This window comes from Paenibacillus sp. FSL M7-1455 (genome assembly GCF_038004655.1).
GTDB lineage: Bacteria > Bacillota > Bacilli > Paenibacillales > Paenibacillaceae > Paenibacillus_AQ > Paenibacillus_AQ cookii.
Genome location: NZ_JBBORO010000001.1, coordinates 2,621,967 through 2,639,643 on the forward strand (window position 1 = coordinate 2,621,967; position 17,677 = coordinate 2,639,643).

General features: G+C 53.4%; 19 protein-coding genes. 16 read left to right on the forward strand and 3 right to left on the reverse strand.

The window, feature by feature from the left end; translation table 11 throughout:
* Positions 1–4: 4 nt before the first annotated feature.
* From NYE48_RS12045 to NYE48_RS12055, 3 genes are all read left to right on the forward strand, one after another.
* Positions 5–2,197, forward strand: a complete 2,193-nt coding sequence (locus NYE48_RS12045) for a hypothetical protein (protein WP_340998844.1) — start codon at positions 5–7, stop codon at positions 2,195–2,197.
* Between the two features lie 129 nt (positions 2,198–2,326).
* On the forward strand, positions 2,327–2,878 hold the full coding sequence (locus tag NYE48_RS12050; RefSeq protein WP_036709289.1) for a PadR family transcriptional regulator: 552 nt from the start codon (positions 2,327–2,329) through the stop codon (positions 2,876–2,878).
* A gap of 24 nt (positions 2,879–2,902) precedes the next feature.
* A complete protein-coding gene (locus tag NYE48_RS12055; RefSeq protein ID WP_212947584.1) occupies positions 2,903–3,775 on the forward strand; it encodes an alpha/beta fold hydrolase in 873 nt (290 codons plus the stop codon).
* Between the two features lie 116 nt (positions 3,776–3,891).
* Here the strand turns inward: NYE48_RS12055 and NYE48_RS12060 are convergent, their stop codons facing one another.
* Positions 3,892–4,104 (reverse strand): DUF6366 family protein, encoded by a 213-nt coding sequence (locus NYE48_RS12060; RefSeq protein WP_212947582.1) that lies wholly within the window; start codon positions 4,102–4,104, stop codon positions 3,892–3,894.
* Positions 4,105–4,395: 291 nt separating this feature from the next.
* On the opposite strand from NYE48_RS12060, the gene NYE48_RS12065 reads away from it, so the two are divergent.
* From NYE48_RS12065 to NYE48_RS12095, 7 genes are all read left to right on the forward strand, one after another.
* Entirely contained in the window at positions 4,396–5,385 is a 990-nt protein-coding gene (locus NYE48_RS12065; RefSeq protein WP_036709294.1) for a LacI family DNA-binding transcriptional regulator, read from the forward strand.
* Positions 5,378–6,256, forward strand: a complete 879-nt coding sequence (gene rbsK, locus NYE48_RS12070) for a ribokinase (RefSeq protein WP_036709297.1) — start codon at positions 5,378–5,380, stop codon at positions 6,254–6,256. Before NYE48_RS12065 ends, rbsK begins: the two co-directional genes overlap by 8 nt.
* Before the next feature lies 1 nt (position 6,257).
* Complete coding sequence (gene rbsD / locus NYE48_RS12075; protein ID WP_036709301.1) at positions 6,258–6,656, forward strand: D-ribose pyranase; 399 nt, start codon at positions 6,258–6,260, stop codon at positions 6,654–6,656.
* 328 nt (positions 6,657–6,984) lie between these two features.
* Complete coding sequence (locus NYE48_RS12080) at positions 6,985–8,466, forward strand: sugar ABC transporter ATP-binding protein (protein ID WP_212947580.1); 1,482 nt, start codon at positions 6,985–6,987, stop codon at positions 8,464–8,466.
* Between the two features lies 1 nt (position 8,467).
* Complete coding sequence (gene rbsC / locus NYE48_RS12085; protein ID WP_036709305.1) at positions 8,468–9,436, forward strand: ribose ABC transporter permease RbsC; 969 nt, start codon at positions 8,468–8,470, stop codon at positions 9,434–9,436.
* A 13-nt stretch (positions 9,437–9,449) separates the two neighbouring features.
* Positions 9,450–10,367, forward strand: coding sequence for a ribose ABC transporter substrate-binding protein RbsB (gene rbsB, locus NYE48_RS12090; RefSeq protein ID WP_036709308.1), 918 nt, complete (start codon positions 9,450–9,452; stop codon positions 10,365–10,367).
* Positions 10,368–10,554: 187 nt separating this feature from the next.
* Positions 10,555–11,445, forward strand: coding sequence for a nucleoside hydrolase (locus tag NYE48_RS12095; protein WP_212947579.1), 891 nt, complete (start codon positions 10,555–10,557; stop codon positions 11,443–11,445).
* A gap of 99 nt (positions 11,446–11,544) precedes the next feature.
* Here the strand turns inward: NYE48_RS12095 and NYE48_RS12100 are convergent, their stop codons facing one another.
* Positions 11,545–12,147 carry a class I SAM-dependent methyltransferase gene (locus NYE48_RS12100; RefSeq protein WP_036709313.1) on the reverse strand — a complete coding sequence of 201 codons (603 nt, stop codon included), beginning with the start codon at positions 12,145–12,147 and terminating at the stop codon, positions 11,545–11,547.
* A gap of 11 nt (positions 12,148–12,158) precedes the next feature.
* Entirely contained in the window at positions 12,159–12,791 is a 633-nt protein-coding gene (locus tag NYE48_RS12105) for a TetR/AcrR family transcriptional regulator (RefSeq protein ID WP_212947577.1), read from the reverse strand.
* A 158-nt stretch (positions 12,792–12,949) separates the two neighbouring features.
* On the opposite strand from NYE48_RS12105, the gene NYE48_RS12110 reads away from it, so the two are divergent.
* The 6 genes from NYE48_RS12110 (at position 12,950) to NYE48_RS12135 (ending at position 17,552) form a co-directional block, all read left to right on the forward strand.
* Positions 12,950–13,675, forward strand: a complete 726-nt coding sequence (locus NYE48_RS12110; protein ID WP_340998855.1) for an ABC transporter ATP-binding protein — start codon at positions 12,950–12,952, stop codon at positions 13,673–13,675.
* Positions 13,672–14,724 (forward strand): ABC transporter permease, encoded by a 1,053-nt coding sequence (locus NYE48_RS12115; protein ID WP_340998858.1) that lies wholly within the window; start codon positions 13,672–13,674, stop codon positions 14,722–14,724. The genes NYE48_RS12110 and NYE48_RS12115 overlap by 4 nt, the downstream gene beginning before the upstream one ends.
* A 280-nt stretch (positions 14,725–15,004) precedes the next feature.
* Positions 15,005–15,712 carry a GNAT family N-acetyltransferase gene (locus NYE48_RS12120; protein WP_340998861.1) on the forward strand — a complete coding sequence of 236 codons (708 nt, stop codon included), beginning with the start codon at positions 15,005–15,007 and terminating at the stop codon, positions 15,710–15,712.
* 156 nt (positions 15,713–15,868) lie between these two features.
* Positions 15,869–16,618 (forward strand): SAM-dependent methyltransferase, encoded by a 750-nt coding sequence (locus NYE48_RS12125; RefSeq protein WP_340998863.1) that lies wholly within the window; start codon positions 15,869–15,871, stop codon positions 16,616–16,618.
* Positions 16,619–16,816: 198 nt separating this feature from the next.
* Entirely contained in the window at positions 16,817–17,254 is a 438-nt protein-coding gene (locus NYE48_RS12130) for an Hsp20/alpha crystallin family protein (protein WP_340998866.1), read from the forward strand.
* A gap of 76 nt (positions 17,255–17,330) precedes the next feature.
* Positions 17,331–17,552 carry a DUF5643 domain-containing protein gene (locus NYE48_RS12135; RefSeq protein WP_340998868.1) on the forward strand — a complete coding sequence of 74 codons (222 nt, stop codon included), beginning with the start codon at positions 17,331–17,333 and terminating at the stop codon, positions 17,550–17,552.
* The last annotated feature ends 125 nt before the right edge of the window (positions 17,553–17,677 follow it).

The window sequence follows — 17,677 nt, forward strand, 5'->3', positions numbered from 1 at the left end:
AACGGTGGTGAAACGATCAGCCAAGGCTGCTCCGGAATGGACGGGATTCCAGGAAGCCAGGCCCTACGGGCCGAAATACGACCTGCGGACCGATTTCGTGATGGTGTACGGGATTTCGGACGATTTGCCCGAACGCATCGCCGGCTGGAAGCAAGCCGGATATGCCGTACATTTGATGACGGGCGTGGCTTGGGGCGATTACCAGGATTATTTGTACGGCCGGTTCGACGGACGGAATCATTGGGACGAAGCCCAGACGGACCGCGCCGGGAAGCATCTGCTTCATAACGTGGACGTTCCCTACATGGTGCCGACCGTTTCTTTTGCGGATTATCTGTCCACGCATATCAAAAAGGCGATCGATGCCGGCGTGGAGGCGATCCATATGGAGGAGCCGGAATTTTGGGCGGCGGCCGGCTATTCCGAAGCGTTCAAGCGGGAGTGGCTGAACGTCTACGGGGAAGAATGGATTCCGCCCCATGCCTCCCATGACGCGCAGTACCGGGCTTCCAAGCTGAAAGCGGCGATGTATTACCGGGCGATGGACCGGATTTGCAGCGCCATGAAGGAATACGCGCTTGCGACCTATGGCCGGACCGTGCGCTTTTACATCCCGACGCATAGCCTGATCAACTATGCCCAGTGGAGGATCGTCAGCCCCGAAGCGCTGTTTGTGTCGATGCCGGCCTGCGACGGTTTTATCGCCCAAATCTGGACGGGAACGAGCCGGACGCCGAACGTCTACCGGGGCGTGCGCCGCGAGCGGACGTTTGAAACGGCTTATATGGAATACGGCATGATGCAGGAGCTGACCCGGGGGACGGGACGCGAAATGTGGTTCCTTCATGATCCGATCGAAGACAACCCGCGGCATACGTGGGCCGATTACGAGCAAAATTATTTGGCGACCGTCACGGCTTCGCTGCTGCATCCGGGCGTAAGCCAATACGAGGTTTGCCCCTGGCCGCGCCGCGTGTTCGAAGGAACTTATCCGAAGGAAGACGGCACCGGTAAGGAGCCGATCCCGGGCCGGTATGCGACGAAGCTGCTAAGCGTCATGCACATGCTTGGCGAAATGCATCGATACCCGGCGGACGCGGCCGAACGTCCGGGTACAGGCATTGGGTTATGCCTTGCCAATTCGGCGATGTTTCAGCGGGGCAGCGTGGATGCGAGCCCGGATGGGCAGGAAGTTTCGAATTCGCGTTATGACGGTACCGAAACGGATGACCCGTTAAGCATGGAGGAGCGGAAGCTGCTGGATTGGTCGCCTTTTTACGGGCTTGCGCTCCCGCTGCTTAAATTCGGGGTGCCGGTGAGACCGCTGCAATACGATAATTTGCTTCATTTTCCCGGGTATCTTGATGAGTACAAGGTATTGTTTTTAAGCTATGAATTCATGAAGCCTGAGCATCCCGGCATCCATCAGGTACTGGCGCAGTGGATCCGGGGGGGCGGCGTGCTGATTTATGTCGGGGACGGGAGCGACCCTTACCATCGGGTCCGGGAATGGTGGAACCGGGAAACGCGGCGCGGCGCATATGAACGTCCGGAGGAGCATCTTTTCGAAACGCTTGGGCTTGGGCGCCGCCCGAAAGAAGGACTGCATCCGGCCGGCGCCGGGGCGGTCGTGGTTCGTCGGAAACATCCGGCTGCGTTCGCGGAAACGGCCGAAGGCGCGGACAGCGTCCTGGACAGCCTGAGGGAAGCGCTGGCTTTCCGCGGAGAAGAGGCGGAGTTCAAGGAAAACCGCCTGCTCGACATCCAGCGGGGGCCTTACCGCATCGCCCATCTTCTTGACGAAACCGGCTGTGCGGACCCCGTGGTGCTGGAAGGATCGTTTATTCGGCTGTTCGATGACCGATTGTCGTTGGCAACACGCGTGGAACTGATGCCAAACGGCAATGTGCTGCTTTATGATTTGGATTACGATGCCGGCAATCGGGGGCAGGCGCGGATCTTGGCCGCCTCGTCCAGAATCCGGAAGGAAATCCAATCGGAGCGGGGGCTGCATTGGATGGCGGAATCCCCGGAAGGGATTCGCGTCAGCACCCGGGCCTGGGTGCCGCATCCGCCGCGGCGGGCGTCCGTGGACGGAGAGGACGTCACGTTCGATTATGACGCCGAAACACAGACGGTATTTCTGGAGTTTGAAGGTTCGCCGCAAGGCAAAAACGTTCAAATCGAATGGGCATAGATCTGTGTCCCCTAAAGTCATCGCTTTGATTTTGGGGGACATTTTTTTGCGTTATTTATCTATTCAAATTTGACTAGTGATCAGTTTTGCATTATGATGTATGTGAAATCAATGAAAGGAGCGTTTGGAATGTCAACGGTACGACTGCTTGTGTTAGGCTCCATGTTGCGAAGAGGCGTCAGCCATGGCTACGGAGTGTACAACGACTTGACCACCTGGCGGGCCGAGACGTGGACGAACGTCAAACCCGGATCGATCTACCATGCCTTGGAAAAACTTGAGGCACAAGGGCTGACGCGTGCGGAGGCTTCCGAAATCCACGTCAAGCTCGGGCCCTCGCGCACGGAATACAGCGTCACCGAGCAGGGGAAAGCCGAGTTCGAATCCCTGCTTCGATCGGCGCTGCAAAGCTTCGAAATCCAGACGTTTGCCGTCGGGATCGCTTTTATGGACATGCTGCCGAGGGGGGAGGTCATTCGTCTGCTTTCGGACCGGGCGTCCGCTTTGAAGGAATCGGCTTCCTTTCTGCGCACGCTGCCTACGGAGGAAATGCCGTCCGAACCTTCCAAACATCCGGAGCTGACGGGGCTTTGGGAAAATTATGTAAGCAGCGAGTTGTCCAACACGTTGAATTTGATTACCAAGCTAGAAGCGGGAAAATACAGGTTTCTGGGGGAATAGGCCAATCATGGGGAGGGTTGACAGATGAACGTTGAATTACACGATGGAAGCCGGATCGATGTCGTTATGGAAGGCGAGGGACCGGCTATTTTGCTGCCCGTCAATCCGGTTCCGGTCGAAGGGCCGCAAGCGGACGAAATGCGAAAATGGGGAGCCGATCCGGCGCTCGGACGCACGCTTATAGCGGAACTTAGCCGGAAATATCGCGTCATCGCTTTCGACTACGAGGGGCATGTGCTTCAAGCGCCAAAGCCGGACACGCTAACCCCGGAAAACATCGCCGCCGATTTTCTGCGGATTGCCGATGCGGCGGGAGCGGAGCGTTTTGCTTATTACGGTTATTCCTGGCTGGCGCTCAGCGGTCTGCAGCTTGCGATCCGCACCGGCCGGCTCACGGCACTGGTCATGGGAGGATATCCCCCGATCGATGGCCCTTACTTGGAAATGCTGAAAGTCACGAACGCGACGCATCAAATGTCTTTGTCCACTGCTTCCGCCAACCAACCGAGCGAAACGGCGCAAACGGCCGAATGGGGAGAAACCTCAGAGGAATACGACTGGTCCAGCGTCGAAGTGTCCATGAGCGAAAAACAGACGAGGCAGTTTGTCACGCTTTACGAACATTTGCGGGGGTTCGACGACCGGAAGGCCCAATCCTTGCTGACCTGTCCGCGGCTTTGTTTTGCGGGAAGCAAGGATCGCATCGAATACGGGGAGAAGTGGGGAGACGTCACGGTCGATATCGTATCTCCGCTGGTTCATCGCAAAGGCGAATTGATGCAAGCGGGATGGGACGTGCGGATTTTGGATGGGCTCGATCATACGGGCGCGATGCAAGCGCGGCATGTGCTTCCGGTGTTGCTGCCATGGCTCGACTCCCATTTATCGGGGGAATAACATCTCACGGATGCCCGGGATGAACGCCGAAGACCCTCTGAGCGGTAACTTGCCAGGGGTCTTTTTTTAGGCTGTTCCATGGTTGATTCATAGTCATCGCCCGCCCGATCGATTCGTCAAAACCATATATTATAGATGACATACCCTATGACCAGAACCAATAGGATAACACCGGTGCCTTTCCATCCTAATCCGCCGGTCAAATCGGTTAAACTTCCATGTTCGGCGCGGTTGATTCCGTCTCCAAACGCCCCGAAAGGGTTGTTTTTTCGTTCTTCCTGCCGCAGACGTTCCCTTGTTTCTTCAGGTCTTTCATTCCGGGAATCCATTTCGGACCTCCTCCTAGAAGAAGATTTCAGGCGGCCCCATCCGGAAAAAAACGAGGGAGGGCAGCGGATATAACTGATCATGGTTAATTTTATCAGAGGTTAACAAATTATGTAAGGAGTAATCTGCCGCCGTGTGATAAAGGTTCGTTCCCTATAATCGTATAACGCCAATATATCCTGTGCTTTTCAACCGCGTTTCCGTATTTTGTATGAGAATTCATGCTTGCCAAAAAAATCGGGGTGTGCTATTTTATATGTGTAACCGGTTCCACATTGAGGTGATAAATAGAGATGGCAACGATAAGAGATGTGGCTAAGCATGCCGGGGTTTCGGTAGCGACGGTATCGCGCGTGATCAATGAAACAGGTTATGTCCATGAAGATACCCGCAGGAAGGTTGAAACCGCGATCCGGGAACTGCATTACACGCCGAATGAGGTCGCCAGATCCTTGTATAAACGAAAGTCCAGGCTGATCGGCCTGCTGCTGCCCGACATCACCAACCCCTTTTTTCCCGAGCTTGCGCGCGGGGTGGAGGATGAGATGCAGGCGAACGATTTTCGGATTATCTTTGGGAACAGCGATGAAAATAGGAAAAAAGAAAAAGATTACATTCAGACGTTCGTCCAAAACAACGTGGTCGGCGTCATCGCTTCCACGAACCATCCGGATAACGATACATACCGGAAGCTTGACATTCCGGTGGTGTTCCTCGACCGGACGGCGGACAATCGCCCATCCGTCTATTCGGACGGCAGGGAGGGCGGAAGGATTGCCGCCCAGGAAATGCTTTCCCGCGGCAGCCGCAAAATCACGGTGATCAAGGGGCCGAAGCATATTCGTCCGGCGCAGGACCGCTACCAGGGAGCGATCGATGTGCTGTCGAACGAAGGGATTGCTTTCAACGTCATCCAGACCTCTTCGTATTCCTTTACGGAAGCGGGGACCTGGGCGAAGGAGCTGTTCGAGAAACATCCCGACACCGACGGCGTCATTGCGAGCAACGATATCGTGGCGACGGCGGTTTTGCATGAGGCGCTCAGGCTGGGCAAAAAGGTTCCGGATGACGTGCAGATCATCGGCTTTGACGATATACCGCTGAGCACGCTGCTGACGCCTTCGCTGACGACGATCCGGCAGCCGGCGTACGATATGGGAAGAGCGGCGGCAAGCCTCTTGATTCAATTGATCGAAAATGAAAACGTAGACAATAAAACGATACAAATGCCCGTGACGTTCACGGAGCGGGATACGACGAGAAAGGTGGAGCAGCATGGCTAAAATCATTGTGGTAGGAAGCTCATCGATCGACCTTGTCGTCACATCGTCGAAGCGCCCGGGAGCCGGCGAAACGGTTCTCGGCGAAAGCTTCAAAACGGTTCCCGGCGGCAAAGGCGCCAACCAGGCGGTAGCCGCGGCGCGGCTCGGAGCCGATGTGACGATGATCGGACGCGTAGGAGACGATCATTACGCAGACATCATTTTAAATAACTTTAAAGCGAACCATGTTTCTATCGATCATGTGGAACCGGTTACACATATGGAAAGCGGAACCGCCCACATCGTGCTGGCCGAAGGGGACAACAGCATCGTCGTCGTGAAAGCGGCGAATAACGAAGTGACGCCCGCTTATATCGACCAATCGTTGTCTGCTTTCGACGGAGCCGATATGGTCATGATCCAGCAGGAAATTCCGGAGGAAACGGTGATGCATGTCAGCCGGCTGTGCAAAAAACGGGACATCCCGCTGCTGCTGAATCCCGCGCCTGCCCGTCCGGTGCCGGAGGAGGTCATTGAAAACGCGGCCTACCTTACGCCGAACGAACATGAAGTAACGATTTTGTTCTCCGATTTAAGCGTTTCCGAAGCGCTGCGGAAATATCCGAACAAGCTGTTCATTACGGAAGGCAGCCGCGGCGTCCGTTACTTCGACGGCGAAAAGGAAGTGCTCGTGCCTTCTTATAAAGTGGAGACGGTGGATACGACGGGCGCCGGAGATACGTTTAACGCCGCGTTTGCCGTCGCTCTGGCCGAAGGGAAACCGATTTACGACAGCGTGCGTTTCGCCAACCGGGCCGCTTCCCTGTCGGTCACGAAATTCGGGGCCCAAGGCGGCATGCCTTATCGCGAAGAAGTGGAGGCGCAATTGTAACATGAAAAAGCAAGGCATCTTGAACAGTCACATTTCAAAAATTTTGGCCGATCTGGGCCATACCGACACGATCGTGATCGCCGACGTGGGGCTTCCCGTTCCCGACGGCGTCCCCAAAATCGATCTGGCGCTGACGCTCGGCTCGCCAAGTTTCGAGGAAACCGTCAATGCGGTCGCATCCGACATGGAGATCGAAAAAATCGTCATCGCGGAGGAAATCGGGACCGATAATCCCGAAGCGCTCCATTATATAGAGAACAAATTCGCCGGCTGCGCCATCGAGCACTGCCCGCACGAAGAGTTTAAGGAGCGGACCCGGAAAGCGAAAGCCGTCATCCGGACCGGCGAGGCAAAGCCGTTTGCGAACGTCATTTTGCAGGCAGGCGTTTATTTCGGCTAAAACAGCCCGGAGCTTGGCTTCCGGTCGCGGGGCGTTGCGAAGCTGTTCAGGAAGCCTTGCCCCGCAAAAACTAAGCGAAAGCTTACGAAGCATAATTTTGCTGTGAAGAACAATCCAAGGAGCCTTGCTCCGCAAAATTAAGCCTATGCTTACGAAGCAAGTTTTTGCTCGAAGACTTACAGGACGTATTACTCGCAAAAACTAAGCCTATGCTTACGAAGCAAGTTTTTGCTTCGCAAAAACTAAGCGAAAGCTTACGAAGTCAAATTTTACTGCGAAGAACAATCCAAGGAGCCTTGCTCCGCAAAATTTTTTAGGAGGAGCCCTTATGCAGATCCAAATGAAAGGTATCCATAAAGCCTTCGGCAGCAACCAAGTGCTGTCCGGCGTCGACTTCGACCTGCGCGAAGGCGAGGTTCACGCCCTGATGGGGGAAAACGGCGCCGGCAAATCCACCCTGATGAACATCCTTACCGGGCTGCATGCCAGAGACGAGGGAACGATCCTCATCGACGGCAAGGAGACGTATTTCACGAATCCGAAAGAAGCGGAACGGCAGGGGATCGCTTTTATCCATCAGGAGCTGAACGTTTGGCCGGATATGACGGTGCTTGACAACCTGTTTATCGGCAGGGAAATGTCATCCCCGGTCGGATTTCTAAAATATAAAGAGATGAAGGCGCTTGCCAAGAAGCAGTTTCAAAGACTTGCCGTCGACATTCCGCTCAACGTTGAAGCGGGCGAATGTTCGGTCGGCCAACAGCAAATGATCGAAATCGCCAAGGCGCTGCTTTCCGACGCCAAGGTCATTATCATGGACGAGCCGACGTCCGCGTTGACGGAACGGGAGATCCAGAAGCTGTTCGAAGTGATCGCATCCCTGAAAAAAGATGGTGTTTCCATCGTTTATATTTCGCACCGGATGGAGGAAATATTCACCATCTGCGACCGGATTACGGTCATGCGCGACGGGAAAACGGTGGATACGAAAAATATTCCGGACACGAACTTCGACGAAGTCGTGAAAAAAATGGTCGGCAGAGAGCTGACCGAACGGTTCCCGGCAAGAAATCCGAACCCGGGCGAGGTCGTGCTCGAAGTGGAGCATGCCACGCGCAAAGGATTGTTCCAGGACGTCAGCTTCCAGGTCCGCGAAGGCGAAATCGTCGGCTTCTCGGGACTTATGGGTTCGGGACGAACCGAAATCATGAGGGCATTGTTCGGGCTGGACCGCCTCGACAGCGGCGAAATCCGGATGTTCGGCAAAAAAGCGGTGATCCGCAAACCGGTGGACGCCGTGAAGCTGGGGATCGGTTTTATTACGGAAGACCGCAAGGACGAAGGGCTGGTGCTTGATTTCTCCGTACGCGAAAATATGGTGCTGCCGAGCTTGAGCGGTTTTACGACCAAAGGGCTCATATCCTCGCAAAAAGAGAGCGCCTTCGTGGATGCGCTGATCAAGCGGCTGCAGATCAAAACGCACTCGCGGGAAACGGCAGCAGGAAACCTGTCCGGCGGGAACCAGCAAAAGGTCGTCATCGCCAAATGGGTGGGCATCGGACCGCGGCTCCTTATTTTGGATGAACCGACCCGGGGCGTCGATGTCGGCGCCAAGCGCGAAATTTACCAGTTGATGAATGAACTCACCGGACATGGCGTCGCCATCATCATGGTATCCTCCGAACTGCCGGAAGTGCTCGGCATGAGCGACCGGATCGTGGTGGTTCACGAGGGACATATCACGGGAGAACTGAGCAAAGACGAGGCAACGCAGGAAAAAATTATGACGCTGGCTACAGGGGGACAGTAACATGACAACACTTAATGAAGCAAAAACGGCCAAAGGCTTCCAGTTTTCGCAAATCACGCAAAAGCTCGGGCCGCTGCTGGGCCTGATCATTCTCATCATTATCGTATCGGTTCTGAATCCAAGCTTTTTGGAACCGCTTAACATTCTTAACCTGCTGCGGCAGGTATCGATTAACGCCTTGATTGCATTCGGCATGACGTTCGTCATTTTGACAGGCGGAATCGATTTGTCCGTCGGCTCCATTCTGGCGCTGTCCAGCGCCTTCGTCGCCAATATGCTCGTGGCCGGCTTTGATCCGGTTTTGGCCATCATTATCGGCTGTTTGCTTGGCGGCGTCATGGGCATGATCAACGGCATCATGATCACGAAAGGGAAGATGGCGCCGTTTATCGCCACGCTGGCGACGATGACCATTTTCAGAGGACTTACGCTTGTTTACACGGACGGCAACCCGATCACCGGCCTGGGCGACAGCATGACATTCCAGCTGTTCGGCCGCGGTTACCAATTCGGCATTCCGGTTCCGGCCATTACGATGATCATTACTTTCGCGATTCTGTGGATCGTGCTTCATAAAACGGCTTTCGGCCGCAAAACGTATGCCATCGGCGGCAATGAAAAAGCGGCCATCGTATCCGGCATTAAGGTATCCCGCGTTAAAATCATGATTTACTCTTTGGCAGGCCTGCTTTCGGCTTTGGCGGGCGCGATTTTGACTTCCCGTCTGAATTCGGCGCAGCCGACGGCCGGTACCTCTTACGAACTGGACGCCATCGCGGCGGTCGTTCTGGGCGGGACAAGCCTTTCCGGCGGACGCGGACGCATTGTGGGCACGCTCATCGGCGCGCTCATTATCGGAACATTGAACAACGGTCTGAACCTGCTCGGCGTATCGTCCTTCTATCAGATGGTGGTCAAAGGGATCGTCATCGTGATCGCCGTGCTCATCGACCGGAAGAAATCGGCATAAGGGAGAGAATCATATGAAAAAGCTAACGTTAATCCTGGCGGCGTTTCTGCTGATATTGACCACGGGCTGTTCCCTGGAACCGCCGGGCTGGGCTAAACCCAAAACCGGCGGAGATTTGAAGCATATCAAAATCGGCTTGTCCGTCTCCACGCTCAACAACCCGTTTTTCGTATCCTTGAAGGACGGCGTCGTGGCCGAAGCGAAAAAACACGGCATGGAAACGATCGTCGTCGACGCGCAAAACGACTCGGCGAAACAAAGCAACGACGTGGATGACCTGATGCAAAAAGGCGTCAACGTCCTGCTGATCAACCCGACGGATTCCGCCGCGATCTCGACGGTGGTGCAGTCGGCCAACAGTTTGGGCATTCCGGTCATCACGCTGGACCGTTCCGCGGACAAAGGGGACGTGAAAGCGCTGGTCGCATCGGATAACGTGAAGGGCGGACGGATGGCCGCCGAATTTATCGAAAAAACGGTCGGCAAAGGCGCGAAGGTCGTCGAACTCGAAGGCGTCGCCGGGGCATCCGCGACCCGCGAACGCGGCAAAGGCTTCCATGAAGTCGCGGACAAGGACCTGAACGTGGTCGCCAAACAAACGGCGGACTTTGACCGCACCAAAGGTTTGAACGTCATGGAAAACCTGCTGCAGGCTCATCCTGAAGTGCAGGCGGTATTCGCCCACAACGATGAAATGGCGCTTGGCGCAATCGAAGCGATCCAAAGCTCCGGCAAAAACATCCCGGTCGTCGGCTTCGACGGCAACGAAGATGCGCTGAAATCGATCAAGGACGGCAAACTGACCGCCACGGTGGCGCAGCAGCCGGATCTGATCGGACAGATGGCCGTTCAAGCCGCATACGACGTGCTTCAAGGCAAAACGGTGGAAAAATCCATTCCGGCGCCGCTGAAACTGGTGACGAAGGAATAAACGCCGCATAAAGGTTTGAAGGGGGAGATCGCCCGTAGGGTTGTTTTCCTCCTTTTTCACCATCATGTTTGTAAGCGCATTCCCGGTTGACCTTTGCCTACATATGAGCTAACCTTGAACACGTCCGTGTGGACAGGTTCCAGATCGATTGCAATTGAGAAATCATCGAATTCTAGGGGGAAACAAAATGGCAAAAATTCCTGTGATCCTAAGCACCGATCCGGGCATCGACGATGCGGCGGCGCTCGGAGTGGCCTTTTATCGAAACGAATTGGATATCCGATTGATCACCACGCTGCACGGAAACGTGGATATCGGCAAAACGACGGCAAACACGCTGAAGATCCTTGATTTCTTCGGACAACAAATACCGGTGGCCCGCGGCATGGAAACGCCGCTCGTAATCGCCCCGGTCAGCACCGACGTGCACGGGGAGTCCGGCATGGACGGGTACGATTTTCCCGAAAGCACGCAGCAGGTCGTGCCTGATCATGCCGTCGAAGCGATGCGCTCCTTGCTTGAAGCTTCGGACGAAAAAATGACGCTGGTGTCGATCGGGCCTTTGACCAACGTGGCCGTGCTGCTGCTGATGTATCCTCAGGTAAAAAACAAAATCGAGCGCATCGTGTTCATGGGCGGATCGCTATGCGGCGGGAACGTGACCAGCGCGGCCGAATTCAACATTTGGGCCGATCCGCACGCTGCCAAAATCGTGTTCGAATCGGGACTGGACCTGGTCATGATCGGTTTGGACGTCACCCAAAAAGCGTTGATCGGAGGCAGCGAGCTGGCAAAACACAGCAACAAATCGGCCGAAATGTTCGCCGCCACCTTCGGTCATTACCGGGACGGCGATATGGAACATGGGGTCATGATGCATGACATGTGCGCCATAACCTACATCACGAACCCGGAAATATTCAAGGTCGAGCCGAAATGCGTAAAAGTCGTGACCGAAGGGCCGGCCGTCGGCATGACGATGGAAGTCCATGGCGAGCCGAACCTTCAGGCAGCGACGGGGATTGACCAGGAAGCGTTCCGGAATTGGTTCCTGAAGACGTTGGAGCGCATGATCTGATTACTCATGGAACATCATTTATTCTGGTCCATTTCAAGCAGGACCTCGGGCCGTCCAGCAGATCCATTGGATCATGGACGGCTTTGCTGTTTTGGATGCTTACGCCCTTGCCCAGATCAAATGGATCATGCCGCCCCAATAACGCTCCATGCGTTCGACCCGGAGCCCCGAATCCAGCACCAACCGTTCGATATCCCGGTTCCAGTGGCACCCGGACATTCGGCGGGCTACGGGGTTCACCAGCCGCTGCGCCGATTTTAAGAAGGGGTTGTTTCCAAGCCCGTGTTCCATCAAATAAATCCTGCCGTCAGGTTTACTCCATTTCCTCATCTTCCGCAGAACCTTGGCAGGATCATCGTAACCGCATAACGACAGGGTCGAGACGATGCAGTCAAAAGAATCCGGAGGAAAGTCGAGGGTTTCTATATCGCTTTCCGCCAAATCGACTTCAATGTGCAGCTCTTCCGCAATCCGGCGCGCCCTTTGCAGCATCATCGGACTGAAATCGACGGCCGTCAGCCGCATATGATCCATATCGTAAAACGGAAAATTGGCTCCGGCCCCGACGGCGATTTCCAGCACGTTCCCCGAAACGCCCTGCAGCAGCTTTTTCCGCCATTCGCCCAACATCCGCTTCCGCGTGTTTTGTTCGTACATCGCCGATTGCTTGTCAAACTTGCGGATTAATTTTTGCTTTTCCAAAGCAATGCCTCCTATGTGCCGTCCGTGGCCTTTTTCATTGCCTGAAAGACCCCAGCGGCATATAACGGGCCTTTCATCGAAAGCTTCGTCATGATGAGCGCCAATTCACGCGGCGATTCCTTTTTCCCTTGCGCGAGCCATTCCTGGATGATGCCCAAATGAGCGGAACTGATGTACGCCACGAGATATTCCGTCGGCACGAGGGCGTTTTCCTTTTTGATGAGCGGGACGATGTTTTTTTCGAACAGATATTTCGACATCATGGACCTGACTAGCGAATGGAAGGCCGGATCCCCTTTAGGCCCCAGGATCGTCTTTAAAAAATCGGCCTGGCCGTTCATGTATTCGATCAATTCGACGATTTGGGGGACGGGTTCATCCTTTGCAAGCAGCTCATCCAGATTAAACGGGCGGATCGTTCGAATGATCGCGACCATGCCTTCAATCAGTTCCTGTTCGCTTTGTTCCAGCAGGTCGTATTTGTCCCGGTAGTGGAGATAAAACGTCCCGCGGTTGATGTTCGCCCGGGCCGTGATGTCTTTTACGGTTAACGCTTCGAATCCTTTCTCCTCGATGAGTGCCGTCAGGGCGTCGCGAATGACCGCTTTCGTGCGGACGACCCGCCGGTCCGTCGATTCGTTCAAATCGATTCCCTCCTTTATAATGAACACTTTTAGCGAACCTGCCGTTTAAGGGTCACATTCCGCATTTCTGTTTATTGAGGGTTCGGTATGCCCTGATTATAATAAAGGCGTGCAAGATAATCAACGCGATGTTCATTATCTGAGGGAGGTTCTTCCCCATGAAAACCACAGTAAGTGTACGCCAGGTCAGCAAAAGCTTCGGAAAAAAGACCGTCCTGTCCGAAGTGAACTTGACCATGGAGCAAGGGCAAATTTATGGTCTGATCGGGCCTTCGGGGGCCGGAAAAACGACGCTGATCAAGATGATGGTCGGCATGGATGTGCCGGACGAAGGGGCGGTGAATATCCTCGGGACGAAGATGCCCAACCTTACCATGCTTCAGCATATCGGCTATATGGCTCAATCGGATGCGCTGTACGGCGAACTGACGGGCGAAGAGAACCTGAAGTTTTTTGCCTCGATGTTCAAGATGGGCAAAGCGGAGCAAAAGCAGCGGATAAGCTATGCGGCCGATCTCGTGAACCTGTCCCAAGAGCTCGGCAAAAATGTATCGGCCTATTCCGGCGGGATGAAACGCAGGTTGTCGCTGGCGATAGCCCTGGTTCATGACCCTTCGGTCCTGATCCTGGATGAACCGACCGTAGGGATCGATCCGGAATTGAGACAATCGATTTGGCAGGAGCTGACTCGGCTGAGATCCTCCGAACGGAAGACGATCGTCGTGACGACGCATGCCATGGACGAAGCGGAAAAATGCGATCGGCTGGCGATGGTGCGGAATGGCCGCATTTTGACGGAAGGCACGCCGGAGCAGCTTAAACGGCAGTACAACGCCGCCGGCTTGGAAGACGTGTTTTTGCAGGCAGGAGGTGTCCGTCCATGAGAATCCGCGCGCTTGTCCGCAGAATCTGCGAGCAGCTGCTCCGGGATAAACGGACGCTTGCGCTGTTGTTTTTGGCCCCGTTGCTCGTATTGTCTTTGGTGAATTATTTGTTCCAGCATACCGGGGACGGTTCCGACGTAAAAATCGGCGCGGTCAACGTGGATGCGCAAATCGTCGAATCGATGAAAAATCAGGGCATGGACGTGGTTTTTTATGCTCAGGCCGATAAGGATACGTTGGAAAAAGATAAGCTGGACGCCGTGATAGTGATGAAGGATCGGGCGATCCACCTGATTCTGAAAAATACCGATCCATCCGTTTCCAAAGCGATCCGGATGAAAATCAGTCAGACGGCTGCCTCGCTTGCCGAAGCCGCTTTGCAGAAAGGAAAGGCTGCGGAACCGCATGTAGCCATGACGACGGATTATGTTTATGGCGGCGCGGATACGAACTATTTTGATACGCTCAGTCCCATCCTGATCGGATTTTTTGTCTTCTTTTTTGTGTTTCTCATTGCGGGTATCGGCCTGCTTCGGGAACGCACGTCGGGAACTTTGGAGCGCCTGATGGCCACCCCGGTGCGCCCGGGTGAGGTTATCGCCGGTTATTTGGCTGGATATGGCATGTTTGCGTTTCTGCAAACGGTCATCGTCGTTTTGTTCGGTACGCTGGTGCTTGGCATCCCACTGGCAGGTTCCATCTGGTACGTGCTGCTGGTCAATCTGCTTCTGGCATTCGTGGCGCTTTCGCTTGGCATCTTGCTCTCGGCTTTCGCGGCTTCGGAGTTCCAGATGGTGCAGTTCATTCCGATCGTCATCATCCCGCAGGTTTTCTTTGCAGGCATCTTTCCGCTGGACGGAATGGCCTCGTGGGTTCAAGCCGTTGCTAGGATCATGCCGCTTTATTACGCGGCCGATGCGCTGAAAAGCGTGATGTATAAAGGTCTTGGATTTGGCGAAATCGCGGTGGATGTGGGAGTGCTGCTTCTGTTTGCGGCGTTGTTCATCGGTTTAAACTTGAGGCGGCTAGCGTTCCTATATAGAAAATGACGGCGGGCTGTCCGGCGATTCGAACGCCTGCGGGGGGATTTTGGTCGGAACGGTGGTTCGCGCGCAACGATTTCATCCGTTGACATCAAGGAAGGTTCAAATATATACTGTTGAGGAAATTCCTGGACGATGCGTTCCAGCGGATTTTGAATGGAAAGTTTCTACATTTTGATAGGGGTGGTCTGATGGAGAACACAAGGATTGGGGCAAAATTTATCGCAGGGGATCGCGCCTACTAGCCCAAAAACCAGCGTTTTCCCCTCAATAAAGGGGTACCGAGTTGAATCATCCATTTCTGCAGTCAGACCATGAACTTATGGAAGTCCAGGCCAACGTCCTTTTTAACCACAATGAGGATGGCCGCATGACCACGATAAACGAACCAAGCGCGAAGAGCGCGCCCCGTTTTTTCATGGGGATCACCAAGCAAGGCCATGTTGTAAGGTACCATGAAACACTGGTTGATGACGTTAAAAACGAACTGGAACGGTTTGTCGAAAAAGCGCCTTGGTTGGATGCTCCAAATCGGGTTAATATAGCTGATATTATACGTATTTTAAGTAAGGACGGACCCGTGGAACATGTCTACCTGGGACCGGCTTACGTATTCCCTGACATGAGAGGGCGTTCCTCGCAAGCCATAAAAATCACGCAGATGAATATCGAACTTTTAGAACCGTATTTTTCTGATTTCGTCAATGATGTGATCCTTGGACAGCCCGCTTACGCGGTTGTACAAAATCAATCTGTCGTATCTTTGTGCAGCAGTGCCAGAAGCTCAGCGATTGCTGCGGAAGCGAGTCTGCACACCGCACCGGACTTCCGCGGCAGAGGCTACGGAATGGAGGTGACGGCAGCTTGGGCTGCCGAGATCCAAAATCAGGGGCGGATGGCTTTATACAGCACGGCATGGAATAATTTTGCCTCACAGGCGGTAGCCAAAAAGTTGAAGCTGAGACAGTACGGTATGGATTTGAATTTTAGCTAGGATGTTTATAACGATAATATCCCGGTTCCTTCAATGCGGAGGAGTGCCCGGCGTTATCAAGAAAACGAGTTGCATTCATACGATTTATTATTATCATTTAATCATGGGAACAAATCACTGATTCCAAATTCAATCGTAAAAAGGAGAATGCCCTCGTTGGATCGAAACCGATTTTCAAATATTGCCCACAGAAACCATGCATTCAGTAACCCCGTCAACGAAACGAAGATGATGAACATCATACGAATGGTACCGCTGAATCCACAAGATAAGGTGCTGGACATTGGGGCAGGGAAGTGTGAACTGCTAATCCGTTTGGTGGAAAATTACAAAATTTCAGGGGTTGCTATTGAATTATACGATGGAGCTATTGACGAAGCAAAAAAGAAAGCGAGCAGCAGAATACCTGATGGCAGCATAGAGTTCATTGTAGATGACGCCAGTGCAGCCGTCGGAAATTGTGAACAAGAAGAATTTAAATTAGCCGTTTGCATCGGTTCTACGCATGCCTTGGGCGGACTGGAATCCACTCTGCAACACATGAAACGTCTTGTGAAAAAAGACGGGTACATCTTCATCGGTGAGGGATACTGGAAACAGCGTCCAAGTGAGGAGTATCTGCAAGCGCTGGGTGGAGTATCGGAAACGGATTTAAAAAGCCATGCAGACAATGTAAAGGTTGCCGAGGAATTGGGATTCGTTCCGCTTTGGTCGTATGTGGCGGACGAAAATGATTGGGATGAATACGAATGGCTCTATTCCTCATCGATCGAAAATTATTGCCATGAACACCCGGATGATCCTGACCGGGATGCCATGCTGGAACGGATCCGGTCATGGAGGAGAACCTACTTGCAATGGGGACGGGATACCCTGGGCTTTGGATTATACTTATTCCGAAAATAGGGTTCCATCTAGACATACTCAAACAAAACAGCTGAAGTTTTTTCACTTCGTATGATGGGAGTGGCTTCTTGCGTTTTGGCGAAATACCACAAGCTGTGTGAGGTTCTCCTTCAATGAAATCGCGGCGCCTCTTTCGAGCATAATTTCCCATTGCCCGGAAAAAATAAGCTTGAAAATGAAGAAGGAGGATGCAGCAACATGCCTTTAGTTCCTTACGAGCCCTTCCGCCATCTCGATCAAATGAGACGGGAGATGGACCATTTTTTGAATGCGGATTTCCCGGCCTACCGGAACATGCGCCAAAACCTGGGCAATTTGAGCGTCGACGTGTACGAAACCGGCAGCGAGGTCGTAGCGGTGTGCGATATTCCGGGTCTTGAAAAGAAAGAAGACGTGGACATCGACATCGAACGGAATATGCTGTCGATCAGCGGTACGATCAACCGGACGAACGAAATCAAGGAAGAGCATATGCACCGCCAAGAACGTTACGTAGGCCGTTTTCACCGCATGGTGACGCTGCCGACGAACGTTTCCTCCGACGACGTCAAAGCTTCCTACAAAAACGGAGTGCTGGAAATCCACATGAAAAAACAAGGGGATGCCCGCAAAAAGATCGACGTCGAGTTTCACTGATGCTTTCAAAATGACGGCGGGCGCATGGCGCCCATGCTGTTAGAAAGGTACAATCCGATTCAGGATTGTGCCTTTTTTGTTGGAACATAAAAAATCGGAATCAGTGGCCGACGAAAAAGGGCGGCTTCAAAAAAACCTCGGTGCAAACGGCTCCGGAGAAGGTGATCATTATTTGTTTTCGTCCAGCTACGAACCGTTTGAATCGATCCCGGAATCGGTTATCGTCAAACCATATATTTACCGGAACGGGGAGAAGCAGTACATTTCTGAACTGGAGTTTAGGATTCCGGTGAAGTAAAGGCAGTGATTTTGGCAAAGAACCCACTCCATGGAGTGGGTTCTTCTTCGTTAGTATCTGAAGTTTAAAGTTACGAAGACTTCAATTGGGATTTATAAGGAAATAGATACAACCAGGTTGCAGGA

Excerpts from the sequence above, each read along its gene's own strand:
- rbsC (WP_036709305.1), top strand. The coding sequence starts at position 8,468 with ATGACAACACTTAATGAAGCAAAAACGGCCAAAGGCTTCCAGTTTTCG.
- NYE48_RS12060 (WP_212947582.1), bottom strand. The coding sequence starts at position 4,104 with ATGGATTCCCGGAATGAAAGACCTGAAGAAACAAGGGAACGTCTGCGG.
- NYE48_RS12065 (WP_036709294.1), top strand. The coding sequence starts at position 4,396 with ATGGCAACGATAAGAGATGTGGCTAAGCATGCCGGGGTTTCGGTAGCG.
- NYE48_RS12110 (WP_340998855.1), top strand. The coding sequence starts at position 12,950 with ATGAAAACCACAGTAAGTGTACGCCAGGTCAGCAAAAGCTTCGGAAAA.
- rbsB (WP_036709308.1), top strand. The coding sequence starts at position 9,450 with ATGAAAAAGCTAACGTTAATCCTGGCGGCGTTTCTGCTGATATTGACC.
- NYE48_RS12055 (WP_212947584.1), top strand. The coding sequence starts at position 2,903 with ATGAACGTTGAATTACACGATGGAAGCCGGATCGATGTCGTTATGGAA.
- NYE48_RS12115 (WP_340998858.1), top strand. The coding sequence starts at position 13,672 with ATGAGAATCCGCGCGCTTGTCCGCAGAATCTGCGAGCAGCTGCTCCGG.
- rbsD (WP_036709301.1), top strand. The coding sequence starts at position 6,258 with ATGAAAAAGCAAGGCATCTTGAACAGTCACATTTCAAAAATTTTGGCC.
- rbsK (WP_036709297.1), top strand. The coding sequence starts at position 5,378 with ATGGCTAAAATCATTGTGGTAGGAAGCTCATCGATCGACCTTGTCGTC.
- NYE48_RS12080 (WP_212947580.1), top strand. The coding sequence starts at position 6,985 with ATGCAGATCCAAATGAAAGGTATCCATAAAGCCTTCGGCAGCAACCAA.
- NYE48_RS12130 (WP_340998866.1), top strand. The coding sequence starts at position 16,817 with ATGCCTTTAGTTCCTTACGAGCCCTTCCGCCATCTCGATCAAATGAGA.
- NYE48_RS12095 (WP_212947579.1), top strand. The coding sequence starts at position 10,555 with ATGGCAAAAATTCCTGTGATCCTAAGCACCGATCCGGGCATCGACGAT.
- NYE48_RS12050 (WP_036709289.1), top strand. The coding sequence starts at position 2,327 with ATGTCAACGGTACGACTGCTTGTGTTAGGCTCCATGTTGCGAAGAGGC.